A 13,368-nucleotide genomic window follows, 5' to 3' on the forward strand; every position below is an offset into this window, starting at 1 on the left:
CAACGCCCAACATGGGGTGCGGCGGCCGGCACATATCCTGGCCTGATGACGACCGTCAGCGACCGCACCGGGACGCGTTCGGAAACCGCGCCCGAGCAGGTGTCCGCCGTACGCCCGCAGACGCTCCTGCTCACCCTCCTCGGCAGTGCGGTGCTCGGCCGGGACGTGGCGATCTTCTCCGGCAGTTGTACGGCGGTGATGGACCGGATGGGTGTCTCCGAGCACGCCACCAGGTCCACGCTGACCCGGATGGTCAACCGGCACCTGCTGGTCCGGCACCGCCGGGGCCGCCGGGTGTACCTCGGGCTGACCCCCCGGGCGGCAGCCGTGCTGCGGGAGGGCGAGGAGCGCATGTGGCGGGCGGGCGCGGTCAACCAGGACACCGACGGGCGGTGGACCCTGCTCGGGTTCTCGCTGCCCGAGACCCGCCGCGACGAGCGTCACCTGCTGCGCTCGCGCCTGCGTTGGGCCGGGTTCGGGCTGCTCCGCAGCGGCATGTGGATCGCGCCCGGCACGGTGGACGTCGACGCGCTCCTGACCGACCTGCGGCTCAACGACCACCTGGTGGTCTTCCGGGCCGAGCCGGCCGAACCGGCCGCCATGCGGCAGGTGGTACGCGACGCCTACGACCTGCCCGCCATCGCCGGTCGCTACCACCAGTTCCTGCGCCGGTGGGACACCCCCGCGCCGCTGCCGACCGCCCCGGACGACCTCGCCCGGCATCTGTGGCTGCTCAGCGAATGGCTGCTGCTGCTCCGGGACGACCCGCGCATTCCGCTGCGCCACCTTCCTCCGGACTGGCCGGCGGTGACGGCCCAGGAGATCTTCCGGCGGACCCACGAGCGGCTCCAGCCCAAGGCGCGGCGCATCGCCGAGACCGAGATCGACTCCATCCGGATGTCGCCGGCGGAACCCGGAGGCTTCCCCCTGCCGACCGGTACGACGGCGAAACTCCACGTACCAGGCAATGGGAACGGCGAGGACATTTTTGGGTGATGATGCTCTCGGCCGACGAGACGCGAGTGGCTCCCGATACTTGATTCATTCCAAAAAAAGCGCAAGACTTCACGGCGTGCCAACGACGTCGGAGTTCGGGAGCGCACTGCGGGGGGCGGCGCTGCGGGTGACACGTCCCCGGGTGGCGGTGCTCTCCGCGGTGCACGCCAACCCGCACGCCGACACGGACTCGATCGTCGGCGTCGTGCGCGCGGACATCGGCGAGGTCTCCCGCCAGGCCGTGTACGACGTGCTGCACGCACTCACCGCCGCGGGCCTGCTCCGGCGTTTCGAGCCGATGGGCTCGGTGGCGCGCTACGAGACCCGGACCGGGGACAGCCACCACCACCTCGTCTGCCGGTCCTGCGGTGCCATCGTCGACGTCGACGGTGCAATCGGCGACACCGGCTGCCTGACCCCCACCGGGAACTCGGGCTACCTGATCGACGAAGCCGAGGTCGTCTACTGGGGCAGGTGCCCCGGGTGTGTCGCGGCAACCGCCGGCACGCCGGCCGGATGACGACGGAAAGGCCCGACGGGGGGATCGCCGGAACGCCCGACGAGTGAGGTCCGACACATCGGCTCGACACCCGCGCCCGGCCCGAGGCCCGTGCGCCCGGCCCCGAAAACACAAGACCGCAGCACCGACCGCAGCAACCTGGACCGACATCCCTCGGCAACCGACCGCAGCACCCGGACCCGAAGCAACCGACCGCACGAACCGGTCAGCAGACCGAAACCGGAAAGGACAGACGTGTCTGACAAGAAAGCCGCGACCGAGAGCGTCAGCGAAAGCGAAAATCCCGCGATCCCCGCACCCAGCGTCAAGTCGACCAGGCCCAGGACCAACCGGGACTGGTGGCCCAACCAACTCGACCTCTCGGTGCTGCACCAGCACTCGACCCGGTCGAACCCGATGGGCGAGGACTTCGACTACACCGAGGAGTTCAAGAAGCTCGACGTCGAGGCGCTCCGCCGGGACATCTTCGAGCTGATGACGACGTCGCAGGAGTGGTGGCCGGCCGACTACGGTCACTACGGCCCGCTCTTCATCCGGATGAGCTGGCACGCCGCGGGCACCTACCGGATCACCGACGGCCGGGGCGGTGGCGGCAGCGGTGCGCAGCGGTTCGCGCCGCTCAACAGCTGGCCGGACAACGCCAGCCTGGACAAGGCCCGCCGGCTGCTCTGGCCGATCAAGCAGAAGTACGGCCGCAAGATCTCCTGGGCCGACCTGCTGGTCTTCGCCGGCAACTGCGCGTACGAGTCGATGGGGTTCAAGACCTTCGGGTTCGGCTTCGGCCGCCAGGACGTCTGGGAGCCCGAGGAGATCTTCTGGGGCCCGGAGGACACCTGGCTCGGCGACGAGCGCTACAGCGGCGACCGGGACCTCGCCGAGCCGCTCGGCGCCGTGCAGATGGGCCTGATCTACGTGAATCCGGAGGGACCTGCTGGCCACCCGGACGCACTGGCCTCCGCCCGTGACATCCGGGCCACCTTCGCCCGGATGGCGATGAACGACGAGGAGACCGTCGCGCTGATCGTCGGCGGCCACACCGTCGGCAAGGCGCACGGCGCGGTCGACCCGCAGTACCTCGGCCCGGAGCCGGAGGGCGCTCCGGTCGAGCAGCAGGGCCTCGGCTGGAAGAACTCGTACGGCAGCGGCAAGGGCGCCGACACCCTCACCAGTGGGCTGGAGGGCGCCTGGACCAATGCGCCGACCACGTGGGACAACGGCTACCTGGACAACCTCTTCAAGTACGACTGGGAGCTCACCGCCAGCCCGGCCGGCGCGAAGCAGTGGCGGCCGAAGGACCGCTCGGCCGACGACACCGTGCCGGACGCGCACGACCCGTCGAAGCGGCACGCCCCGATGATGCTCACCTCGGACCTGGCGCTGAAGATCGACCCGATCTACGAGCCGATCGCGCGGCGGTTCTGGCAGAACCCGGACCAGCTCGAGGAGGCGTTCGCCAAGGCGTGGTTCAAGCTGCTGCACCGTGACATGGGTCCGATCTCCCGCTACCTCGGCCCGTGGGTGCCGGAGCAGCAGCTCTGGCAGGACCCGATCCCCGCGGTGGACCACGAACTGGTCTCGGAGCAGGACGTGGCCGTACTCAAGGGCAAGGTCCTGGAGTCGGGGCTCTCCGTCGCCCAGCTCGTCCGCGCGGCGTGGGCCTCGGCGGCCAGCTTCCGGGGCACCGACAAGCGCGGCGGCGCCAACGGGGCCCGGATCCGCCTCGCCCCGCAGAAGGACTGGGAGGTCAACAACCCGGCCGAGCTGGCGACCGTGCTGGAAACGCTGGAACGGATCCAGCGGGACTTCAACGCCGCGCAGTCCGGCGGCAAGAGGGTGTCGCTGGCCGACGTGATCGTCCTGGCCGGTTCCGCGGCCGTGGAGCAGGCGGCCAGGAACGCCGGGCACGACGTCACCGTCCCGTTCGCGCCGGGTCGTACCGACGCGTCGCAGGAGCAGACCGACGTGGAGACCTTCGCCGTCCTCGAACCGAGGGCCGACGGGTTCCGCAACTACCTGCGCCCCGGAGAGAAGCTCTCCCCGGAGACCCTGCTGCTCGACCGGGCGTTCATGCTCAACCTGAGCGCCCCGGAGATGACGGTGCTGATCGGCGGCCTGCGGGTGCTGAACGCCAACACCGGGCAGGCCCCGTACGGCGTCTTCACCGACCGGCCCGAGTCGTTGACGAACGACTTCTTCGTGAACCTGCTCGACGTCGACACGGAGTGGAAGGCGGCCGAGTCGGCGGAGAACGTGTACGAGGGCCGGAACCGCGCCACGGGTGAGGTCAAATGGACGGCCACCGCCGTCGACCTCGTCTTCGGCTCGCACTCCCAGCTGCGGGCGAACGCGGAGGTCTACGCGAGCTCCGACGCCAAGGAGAAGTTCGTGCGGGACTTCGTGGCCGCGTGGTACAAGGTGATGAACCTGGACCGGTTCGACCTCGTCTGAAAAGCTCCGATGTCCGGGCCGGCCGCGTACGCGCGGCCGGCCCGGCCCTTTCGCCGTGAATGGGGCTGGTGCCCTTCTGGATAGGTTAGGCAAGCCAATACCGTGCATCCTGTGCGATAAGTAGGAAAGGCTTGCCTAACGAATCCTGTCGGCTCGTTGAATGGTGAACACGTACGGCGGCGTGTAATGTCGAATTTTGAGATGCCATCGTCTGTATTTGTCAACGAAAGGGTGAGCTGACAATGACGGACATGTTGGAGATGCCGCGCGTACACGAGTGCACGGTGACCGAGTGCGGTTACAACCACGACGGCTGTCACGCCTTCGCGATCACCATCGGACAGCAGACGGCGAACTGCGCCACCTTCATCGACACCGCCGCCAAGGGCGGTCTCGACCGGGTGATCGCCCAGGTCGGCGCCTGCAAGCGGGACGACTGCCGCTACAACGCCGACCTCGAGTGCAGTGCCCCGTCGATCCGGGTCGGTCCCCGACAGGACGCCGCGGACTGCCAGACCTACGAGCCGCGCTGACTGCTACGGGCCGTACCGGCCGCGCTGACCCGCTGGCGACGACTACCGGTGCCGCTCGACGGTCAGCAGGGCCACTCCGGCAATTAGGTCGAGGTCGAAGCGCTTGTCGGCCCGTTCCCAACCGGGCGGGGTGAGGTCGGTACCCCGGGCGATGCCGGAGCGACGGTCGCCGTCCACCGTCACGGCGCCGGCGCCGCTGGCCAGCCGTACCCGGACCGGCGGGCCGGCCGGCGCGCGGACCCGGAACTGGTTGGCCCCGCCGGACATCCGTACCGCGAGGGTGCCCTCCGGCGCCGGCAGCGTCAGGTCGATCCGGGTGGATCCGCCGACGAACTCGACCCCGGTCAGCCGGGTTCCGGCGAGGTCCAGCGAGCGCTCCGCCGCACCGCCGCTGAACCGCAGTTCCCAGCGCACCCGGGAGTTCAACTCGATGTCGACCGCGCCCGGCCCGCTCGTGCCGCTCGGCACCAGGTGCAGCAGTACCCGATCCGTGCGGACCTCGGGTCTCGGCAGCACGTTCGCCCCGGGCGGGGTGCTGATCCGGTAGAGCAGATCGCCGAGGTCGGCCGCGCCCAGCCGGACCGAGGTCGTGTCGGTGACCAGGTCGAAGGTCGCCTCCGCGCGGCCGTCCAGCGGGGCACTGGCCTCGCCGGCATGCACCGGCTCCACCACCCGCGGCGGTGCGGCCGGGTCGCCGGGGGCAGCGGTACGCGGCACACCCGCCCCGCCGAAACTGTTCGAGAGCAGGGCGAAGACGCCGATCGTGACCGCGACGAAGACGGGTACCGCGATCAGGGACAGCGCGAACCGGGACCGCCACCGGGACGGCGCCCCCGACTCGGGATGGCCCGGCCCCGGGATCGCGGCGTCGGTGGTGGGCGATGCGCCGGCCGATGCCCTGCCGCGCGGTGCGACGGGGACGATCGCGTCAAGGGTGTCCTGGTCCCAACTCGGCCGCCCGGTGCCCGGCGCTCCGGCCCTCACTCGCCCGCCTGAGGGCCGCGTCCACTCGGGCGGGACGGTTCCTGGCCGGCGACCGCCGAGAAGGCCGTCGTCGAGGTAGCCGTCGTCGAGATAGGCGTCGTCGAGGTAGCTGCGCTGGTCGAGGGCTCCGGTCGGCACCGGAGACGCGGCTCGCTGGTCCGGCGGGCCGGCATCCGGCGGCCCGAGCGAATCCGGCTGTTGTGGATCCGGCTGTTGTGGATCCGGCTGCTGTGGAGCCGGCTGTTGCGGAGCCGGCTGGTGTGGAGCCGACTGCGGTGGATCCGGCCGGCGGGGTCCGGCATCCGGTTTGTCGTCGGTGAACCCGTCGGTGCCAGCGGCGCGCTCCACTGTCGTACCTCCCGTCGATCCGCCGGGGACGCCGGCGTTTCCGGCAGGGAGTACGGATCAGAACCGCCGCCGGATCGGCGCGGCAGCTCGAGCGACGTCCCGGGCCGCGGGTCCCCGGTCGGGTGCGGCGCCCCCCGGCCGCCGGCACGACGCCGGACGTCAGCCGTTGAGCAGCCGGGAGAGGTTGGTCAGGCTGGTGATCAGAGCCCCGATGTAGGTGAGGATGCGGCCGCTCCACTTCACCACCGCGGTCACGATCTGGGCCGCGATCACCGGGATCGTCACCACGAATATCGCCTCGACGGCCCAGACGACCACCCGGGCCACCAGGTCGGCGATCAGGTCGCGCACGATGTCCCGGGTGAACGAGACGAGGCTGCCGGCCGCCTGGGTGGCGGCCGCCATCGCCGCCGAGATCCCGCCGAGCCCGCCGATGGCGTCGACGTTGCAGGCCATCATGCTCCGGTACGCCTCGGCGGCGTCGCCCCGCCAGCCGGCCAGGTCCCCGGTGACCCGGGCCTGCAGGTCCCCGGAGATCCGCTGTAGCTCGGCAGCCATGTTGTCCCAGGTCGCCGCGTGCGAGGCGACCACGTCGGGCATCCCGGTGAGCTCGTCCAGGACCTGCCGCAGCGGTTCGAAGTACTCCATCGCCCAGCCGAGGCCGTTCGCCAGCAGGGCGCTGAACGGATCCAGTACGGTCGCCGCGACCTCCACACCGAGCGTCGCGCCGGCCAGCAGGTCGTCGACCCAGCTCTCGCTGCGGATGGCGTCGACCAGGCCCTCCACGCTGTCGGCGAGGGCGGAGCCCGTCCAGACCTCCCGGGTGGAGCCGACCGGTGCGACGAGTGAGGTGTCCGTCATCGGGGAACGCCGTCCGGCATCCGCGCGCCCAGCCGGTCGAACGAGTCGGCGGCCCGCAGGTCCGAGTTCTCGTAGTTGTCGGCGGCCGAGCGGAGGCTCTCGGCGGCCAGCGACAGGTTCTCCGCCACGTACGCGACGAGTTCGTCCTGCCTGGTGTGCCTGCTCTCCAGCACCCCGGAGATCCATCCGCACAACAACCCGTACGCCGACTCGTCCTGGCTGATGTGCGCGCTGGCGCCCTTGACCGCGCCGAACCGTTCGGCCAGGTCCTCGACGTGCCCGGCATGCGAGCGGATCTGTCTCACCTCGACGTCGTAGCCGTCGCCCATCGTCTCACCACCGGTTGGGGTCGCGGTCGGGTGTGCTCTCTCCGGTCTGGAGGTCGCGCAACTGCTGGTCGACCCGGGCGGCGATCGCCCGGGCCGCCGGAGAGTCGGTGCCGACGGTGTCGGCGAGGATCTCCCGGGCCTGCGCGGCGGCCTTCCGGCGGGCGTCGGCGATCGTGCTCATGATCACCCTTGCCACCGCCTCCGGCGCCACCCGTTGGATCCGCTGGTCGAGCCGCAGTTCGAGCAGGGCTCCGGTGTGGTCGATGGTTACCTCGGCCATCCGGTCCGCGGAGGTGGCGGTGACCCGCAACTGCTGGAGCCGGTCGCTCATCGTCCGGGTGTCCGCGGCCAGCCGGTCGATGCGTCCCTTCCACGCCGCGAGGTGCTCCATGGCCCCGTCGGGGTCCAGGATGCCGCCCCCGCCGGGTTGTGGACCGAACACCACCCGCCACCTCCGATGATCGATGCTCCGGCCCATGGTAGAGCGCCCGGGACAGGTCGAGCGTGCCACGGTAGGGCTGCCGGTGGCCATGTCCGACCTTGCGTCCGACCGAACGGCACCGGCCCGGCGACCGGAGGATGACGGCGTGGGAGTGGGCGGCGACGGTCCGGGCGACGAGGGCGTGGGCGTCGGTGGTGCGGCGGGCAGCGGTGGAGGCGGTCCGCTCGCACGGCGGTCGGCGCCGGTTCCCGGGTACCCATAGACTGCGGGCGCAGGACGGCTCTGCCCTGCGCCTACGCCGTCGGCACCGCGCCACCGGAACGCGCGGGTCGGCCCTGACCGGTGTGGCGGCTGGGGGTGGGCTCCGCCCTGCGGCAGCAGGCGCGGATCGGTGTCCGACCTGCGGTACCGGACCAACCTGAACGGCCGAAGGGCGACCATGACGGGGAAGCCACGGGGTGGCGACGACGGTGGTGGAGGCGACGGGAACGTCCCCCGGCAGCGTGCAGATTCCGGCGGTGTGCCGGCGAGCGTCGCAAAGGGCCAGGACCAGGCCTGGCAACGCATGCAGGGCGGTCGTGCCGGCGGCGGCGGACGCGGGCCGGGCGGCGCGGGCGATCGCGGCAGGCAGCAGTTCCGGGCCGGCGACGACGTGCCGGGTCCGGCCCGGGGCCGGGACCTGCGGGTTCCACACCCCCGGCACACCGTCGCCGGGTCGCGCAACGGCGAGGTCAAGGATCCCAGCACCGTCTACCTGCGGGGGTACGAGGACGCGGCCCGGGGCGACGTGGAGCAGATCGCCGCCGGCAACGCGCGGTGGAACCCGGAAACCCAGCGGTACGAGGTGAACGGCCGGTCGTACGGTGTCGAGTCGAACGGCACGGTCTTCCCCGACTCAGGAGACGGTGTGGTAAAGCTGGACCGTAACGAGTACGCGGCGCTCAAGGAGATAACCAGGGTCGGTGGTGACCCGGCACAGTCGCCACAGTTGCAGAACAATCCCCGCTTCCTGAACAACCCGGAGGCGGTCGCGAAGGCGAAGGAAATCTACGACGGGACGTACGAGCCGTGACGTACTACCTGATGATCTTCGGTGAACTGCACCGGGACCGGCTCGTCTCGGCGCTGGCGACGCTCTTCGCGCTGCCCGTCGAGCAGGTCGACGTCGGGGACTCCGACGACGCCGACCGCAACTGGTCGGCGCAGGTGATCTGCACCGTCGCACCGGTCACCGGTCACCTGCACTGGCAGCTGGAGATCTATCCCACCGACACGATCGTCCCGCAGCCGCCCGAGTCGGTCGTCGCGGTGGTGCTGGCACAGCAGCTCGGCACGGTGGTGGTCTATCCGGGGCAGGAGCCGCTGCCGAGCGCGTACTGGCTGGTGGCCCCGGACGGTCGCCGTACCCGGGCGCGGATCGTCGACGACGGCGGTGCGGAGGAGTCGATCTACCGGATCGAGGCTGTCGAGCATCCGGTGGCGGTCTTCCCGGACCTGGCGGTGGCCGCGTTGCCGGAGGTGATCCGGGAACACCGGATGCCCACCCCGGTCACCGACCGGCTGCGCGCGGAGCTGAAGCCGTGGTCGGACTCGGACGTCCCGGCGGTGTCGCAGGCGGTGTGGCGTGCCTGCACCCGGCTCGGTGCCTGGGAGGGCATGGTGGCCCGGATGGCCGCCGGGTGGCCGCCGGACGGCTGGTATCCGGCGTCGTACTACCGCGAGGACCTGGAACTCCGCGACGAACTCGGACAGCTCGGTCAGGCGCTGCCGGAGCCCGCCCGCACGCCGTTCGCGATCGCTCTCGGCGAGGTCGACCAGCAGTTCGTCGCGCGTACCGAGGAGGACGAGGGTGCCGCGCTCGCGGCGGAGCTGGGGCCGGCGCAGCACGTGCCGCACCGCGCCGACCGCTGGTGGTGGCAGCGGGTCTCCCGACCGCTGCCGTGGCGGGACCAGCCGGCCCGACCGGGAGCCTGAGTGGATGGATTGGCTGGCCCGCCGGATCGGCGGCAGCACCGATCGGGGCGGCGGGGTGCCGCAGTGATCGCTATAGTTCCGCCGTCGAATCGGTCTGCACGGGGGCAGGGATGATGGCTGGACGAAGGTTTACCGCCGGCGCTCTCGCGCTCGGCGTCGTGTTGGCGACGCTCGCCTGGCCGGCCGCACCCGCCGCCGCGGCCTACGCGGACCCGCTCGTCGCGACCAGTACGGCGCCGATGGGGCTGACCTGGCACGCCGAGCCGGCGGCGGCGATCAAGGCCCTCGACGACGCGCTGCCCAACGTCGGCGTCGCGACGGTGCTGGACGACGGCAACCGGGCGATGACCACCTGCAACAGCGAGGAGCTGGCCGCCCTGCCGCTCGCGCCCGTGGCGACCGTCAGGTGGTGCTTCAACACCGCCGACGCGACCGACCTGAACTGGTCGCCACAGGGCATCACCAGCTCCGGAGACGCGGACGACGACGGTGCCTGGGGTGCCAAGCGGGCGATCCTCTCCGGCTGGTCCTGGGGCAGCGGGACCCGCCGCAACGACGCGCGGGTCGCGTTCATCGACTACACGAACCCGGCCGCGCCGAAGTACCGGTGGGTCTACCTGGTCGACCCGAACTCGACCGGCAGCGACTTCGGCGCCGCCAAGACCCACATCGGCGGCATGATCTGGTTCGGCGACAAGCTGATCGTCAACGCCGTCGGCAACGGCACCGTGGCGCTGCGGGTGTTCAGCATGAGCCACATCCTGCAGACCACCTCCGGCGCCTCCGACATCGGCAGGGTCGGCGACGGCTGGGCGGCGTACGGCTACAAGTACGTGATGCCGCAGATCGGGTACTACACGTACAGCGGCGGGGCGTGCAGCATGGACAGCGACACCGGGATCCCCTGCTTCTCGTCGCTGTCGCTGGACCGCAGCACCAGCCCGGACAGCCTGGTCACCGCCGAGTACTTCAGCGACCAGAGCAGGCGCGGCCGGCTCGCCCGGTACTCGTTCGGGCCGGAGTTCCGGCTGCCGAACAGCGCCACCCCGGTCGAGGCGTACGCCAGCGGGGTCGGCAACCAGCAGGGGGTCCTGGCGCTGAACAACCGCTGGTACGTGGTGCACAGCTCGGCGACGCTGCACGGCCAGCTCTGGGGATTCACCCCCGGTGGCGGTAACGGACGGTCGAGCACCTGCACGGTGGGCGGTGCCACCAGCCCGCTCTGCTGGTCGCTGCATCCGGAGGCGGTCACCTACTGGTGGTCGACCGGCGAGGTGTGGTCCACCACCGAGTGGTCCCGGGACAACCCGACCGGGCCCGGTGGCCGGGTGCTGTTCAGCGTCCCGGCCAGCGCACTGCCCTGAGCCGACCCGGGCCGCCGGGTCAACGGTGCGCGGAACGGCCGGCGTCGGTGGCGCCGATCTCGACCACCCGGGCCCAGTCCGGCGGCCCGTCCGGCACGTACTCGGGATCCGTCTCGGACCAGGTCGGGCGCTGCCGGGGGAACAACCCCACCACCGTCCGGCAGGCCGGCCGGTTGGTCGGCCAGGGTGTCTGGCCGTCGGTGAGCATCACCACGACGTCCGGCGCGGGTCGGACCCGCAGCGCCGCCGCGAAACCGGTACGCAGGTCCGTCCCGCCGCCGCCGAGCAGTGGAATCCCCTCGGCCCGGCAGAGCTGGTGCACGGTCCGGGCCACAGCGTCACACGGCAGTACGCTGACCAGCTCACGCCGGCCGCCGAGGGCCCGGCCGATCGCGGCGACCTCCAGCAGCGCGCTGCCGAGTTCGGCGTCGCTGACCGAGCCGGAGGTGTCGATCACCACGCTGACCCGGGGTGGCCGGCGGCGCAGGCTCGGCAGGATCACTCCGGGCAGGCTGGCGGAGCGCCGGGCCGGTCGGCCGTAGGTGTAGTCCTCGCCGCCGCCGCTGCTGGCGGCTGCCGAGCGCACCGCCGCGCCGAGCAGGTCCCGCCACGGCTGCGGCGGATGGAACGCCTCCTCCGCCCACCGCTGCCAACCTTTCGGCGCCGTGCCGGGCCGGCCGGTGATGCCCTGCGCCACCCGGAACCGGACGGCGTCCCGCTCCTGCGCGGTGAGCCCGTGCGCGCCGTCGGCGCCTAGGTCCCATTCCCGGGCCAGCCCGTCGGCGCCGCTGCCGCAGTCCAGCCAGACGAAGTCCTGGGTGTACGGCCCGAGCCGGAACTGCCGCAGGTAGTCCTCCATCAGCTCGCCGGGGTTCAGCCCCAGTAGGGCCGGTTCGACGGCACCCTCGGGGCGGGCCAGCCCGTCGCCGTAGACGTCGTCGTTGATCTCGCAGTCCGCGGCGATGTTCATCCGGAGCCGTTCGCCCGGCCCGACCAGTCCACGCTCCGCGGCGACCCGGTCGCCGCGGCCGTGGTGGTCGCGGAGCAGGTGGGAGACCTCGTGCACCCACACCCCGGCCAGTTCCTCCAGCGGGGTGCGGTCCACGAACCCGGGCGAGACGTAGCACCGCCAGTGCCGGTCCACCGCCATCGTCGGCACCCGCCGGGACTCGACGGGATGCAGCGCGAAGAGCGCCGTCGCCAGGTAGGGCCGGACCTGGGCCGCGTGCAGCCGGGCGGTGAAGAGCTTGTCGGTGTCGAGCACCCCGGTCGGCAGGCTCATCGGCCGGCCCCGGCGGTGGCGGCGACCCGGGTGGCGACCTCGTCCGCCCGCTGGCGGAGTGCCACCACACCGGCGAGCCGTTCGATCGACTCCGGCAGCTCCCAGTCCGGCTCGCGGAGCGCGGCGAGGGTGGTCGCCGGGACCACCACCAGATCCGGCGCGCCGGTCTCCAGCGCCCGGACCAGCAGCTGCCAGGCCGCGTCCCAGCGGGACCGGTCGGGACGCTCGCGGACGGCCGCCACCACCGCGTCGAGTACGGCCTGCCGCAGGTCGCCGCGCTCGGGCAGGTCGGCCCGGCCCGGGGCGGCCAGCAGCAGCTCGGGGTCCGGCAGGTCCAACCGGTCGAGGCTGGCCAGCAGTTCCAGCCCCGGGCCGTCCCCGACGGTCCCCCGGACCAGCATGGAGAGCACCTCCCGGGAGCTGTCGGCCGCGGTGGCGAAGGCGACGAGTCGCAGGGTCATGTCCCAGCTGCGCGGTGAGGGCCACGGTCCGCCCCGCCGGGCCTCGTTGTCCGGCAGCCGGTGCACCAGGCCGGGGCGGGCAGTCAGGAACCCGCAGACCGCGCGCCGGGCGAACGTCACCGCCTCGGGCAGCCGCTCCGGGGCGAGTCGGGGCAGGGCGGCCCGTGGCCAGGTCCCGCCGAGACCCCGGACCACGACCTGGTGATCGTACGTCCACTGTAGGTGGACGAAGCGGTTGGCCAGCGGCGGGCTCAGCTCCCAGCCGTCGGCCGCCGAGGAGCGGGGGTTGGCGGCGGCCACGATCCGCACGCCGGGCGGCAGCCGCAGGGCACCGACCCGCCGTTCCAGCACCACCCGGAGCAGTGCCGCCTGCACGGCCGGCGGCGCGGTGGAGAGTTCGTCGAGGAAGAGCAGTCCCCGACCGGCCCGGACCAGGCGTACGGCCCAGTCCGGTGGGGCCATCGGCACCCCCTGCACCGCCGGGTCGTCGCCGACCACCGGCAGGCCGGCGAAGTCGGACGGCTCGTGCACACTTGCGATCACCGTGGTCAGCGGCAGGTCGAGAGCGGCGGCGAGCTGGTGCAGGACGGCGGTCTTGCCGATGCCCGGCTCTCCCCAGAGCAGCACCGGCAGGTCGGCCGCGACCGCCAGGGTCAGCGCCTCGAGCTGCGGGTCGGGACGCGGCTCGGTCGAGGTGTCGCCAAGCAGCGCGAGGAGGTCGGCGGCGACGTCGAGTTGGGGAAGGTCGGTGGGGGAGTGGGCGGACGGCAGGGAGGTTCGCATGTCGGATCACCTTGAGGTCGAGTCGGGGCACCCCGGACGGGTG

13 protein-coding genes are annotated in these 13,368 nt (G+C 72.1%); 7 read left to right on the forward strand and 6 right to left on the reverse strand.

Translation table 11 applies throughout. The features are described from left to right. Positions 1-45: 45 nt before the first annotated feature. The 4 genes from ACN28A_RS21990 to ACN28A_RS22005 all read left to right on the forward strand — a co-directional run bounded on the left by ACN28A_RS21990 (position 46) and on the right by ACN28A_RS22005 (position 4,497). A complete protein-coding gene (locus tag ACN28A_RS21990; RefSeq protein ID WP_421397547.1) occupies positions 46-996 on the forward strand; it encodes a PaaX family transcriptional regulator C-terminal domain-containing protein in 951 nt (316 codons plus the stop codon). Between the two features lie 76 nt (positions 997-1,072). Then, on the forward strand, positions 1,073-1,516 hold the full coding sequence (locus ACN28A_RS21995; RefSeq protein WP_421397549.1) for a Fur family transcriptional regulator: 444 nt from the start codon (positions 1,073-1,075) through the stop codon (positions 1,514-1,516). 138 nt (positions 1,517-1,654) lie between these two features. Then, complete coding sequence (katG, locus tag ACN28A_RS22000) at positions 1,655-3,964, forward strand: catalase/peroxidase HPI (protein ID WP_421404563.1); 2,310 nt, start codon at positions 1,655-1,657, stop codon at positions 3,962-3,964. A gap of 242 nt (positions 3,965-4,206) precedes the next feature. Next, positions 4,207-4,497, forward strand: a complete 291-nt coding sequence (locus tag ACN28A_RS22005) for a DUF1540 domain-containing protein (protein ID WP_421397551.1) — start codon at positions 4,207-4,209, stop codon at positions 4,495-4,497. Between the two features lie 42 nt (positions 4,498-4,539). On the opposite strand, the gene ACN28A_RS22010 is transcribed toward ACN28A_RS22005, so the two are convergent. The 4 genes from ACN28A_RS22010 to ACN28A_RS22025 all read right to left on the reverse strand — a co-directional run bounded on the left by ACN28A_RS22010 (position 4,540) and on the right by ACN28A_RS22025 (position 7,461). Beyond that, complete coding sequence (locus tag ACN28A_RS22010) at positions 4,540-5,619, reverse strand: hypothetical protein (RefSeq protein ID WP_421397553.1); 1,080 nt, start codon at positions 5,617-5,619, stop codon at positions 4,540-4,542. 369 nt (positions 5,620-5,988) lie between these two features. Beyond that, positions 5,989-6,690, reverse strand: a complete 702-nt coding sequence (locus tag ACN28A_RS22015; RefSeq protein ID WP_421397554.1) for a WXG100 family type VII secretion target — start codon at positions 6,688-6,690, stop codon at positions 5,989-5,991. After that, entirely contained in the window at positions 6,687-7,019 is a 333-nt protein-coding gene (locus ACN28A_RS22020; protein ID WP_421397556.1) for a type VII secretion target, read from the reverse strand. The genes ACN28A_RS22015 and ACN28A_RS22020 overlap by 4 nt, the downstream gene beginning before the upstream one ends. 4 nt (positions 7,020-7,023) lie before the next feature. Beyond that, complete coding sequence (locus ACN28A_RS22025; protein ID WP_421397557.1) at positions 7,024-7,461, reverse strand: YbaB/EbfC family nucleoid-associated protein; 438 nt, start codon at positions 7,459-7,461, stop codon at positions 7,024-7,026. 439 nt (positions 7,462-7,900) lie between these two features. On the opposite strand from ACN28A_RS22025, the gene ACN28A_RS22030 reads away from it, so the two are divergent. The 3 genes from ACN28A_RS22030 to ACN28A_RS22040 all read left to right on the forward strand — a co-directional run bounded on the left by ACN28A_RS22030 (position 7,901) and on the right by ACN28A_RS22040 (position 10,799). Continuing rightward, entirely contained in the window at positions 7,901-8,533 is a 633-nt protein-coding gene (locus ACN28A_RS22030) for a hypothetical protein (RefSeq protein ID WP_421397558.1), read from the forward strand. Continuing rightward, positions 8,530-9,435 (forward strand): hypothetical protein, encoded by a 906-nt coding sequence (locus ACN28A_RS22035; RefSeq protein WP_421397559.1) that lies wholly within the window; start codon positions 8,530-8,532, stop codon positions 9,433-9,435. The genes ACN28A_RS22030 and ACN28A_RS22035 overlap by 4 nt, the downstream gene beginning before the upstream one ends. A 110-nt stretch (positions 9,436-9,545) precedes the next feature. Beyond that, positions 9,546-10,799 (forward strand): hypothetical protein, encoded by a 1,254-nt coding sequence (locus tag ACN28A_RS22040; RefSeq protein WP_421397561.1) that lies wholly within the window; start codon positions 9,546-9,548, stop codon positions 10,797-10,799. A 19-nt stretch (positions 10,800-10,818) separates the two neighbouring features. Here ACN28A_RS22040 and ACN28A_RS22045 read toward each other — a convergent pair whose 3' ends face one another. Beyond that, on the reverse strand, positions 10,819-12,081 hold the full coding sequence (locus ACN28A_RS22045) for a DUF2201 family putative metallopeptidase (protein WP_421397563.1): 1,263 nt from the start codon (positions 12,079-12,081) through the stop codon (positions 10,819-10,821). Continuing rightward, positions 12,078-13,313, reverse strand: coding sequence for an AAA family ATPase (locus tag ACN28A_RS22050; protein ID WP_421404565.1), 1,236 nt, complete (start codon positions 13,311-13,313; stop codon positions 12,078-12,080). Before ACN28A_RS22050 ends, ACN28A_RS22045 begins: the two co-directional genes overlap by 4 nt. Positions 13,314-13,368 lie beyond the last annotated feature (55 nt).

The organism is Plantactinospora sp. WMMB782, assembly GCF_049179135.1.
Classification (GTDB): domain Bacteria; phylum Actinomycetota; class Actinomycetes; order Mycobacteriales; family Micromonosporaceae; genus Plantactinospora.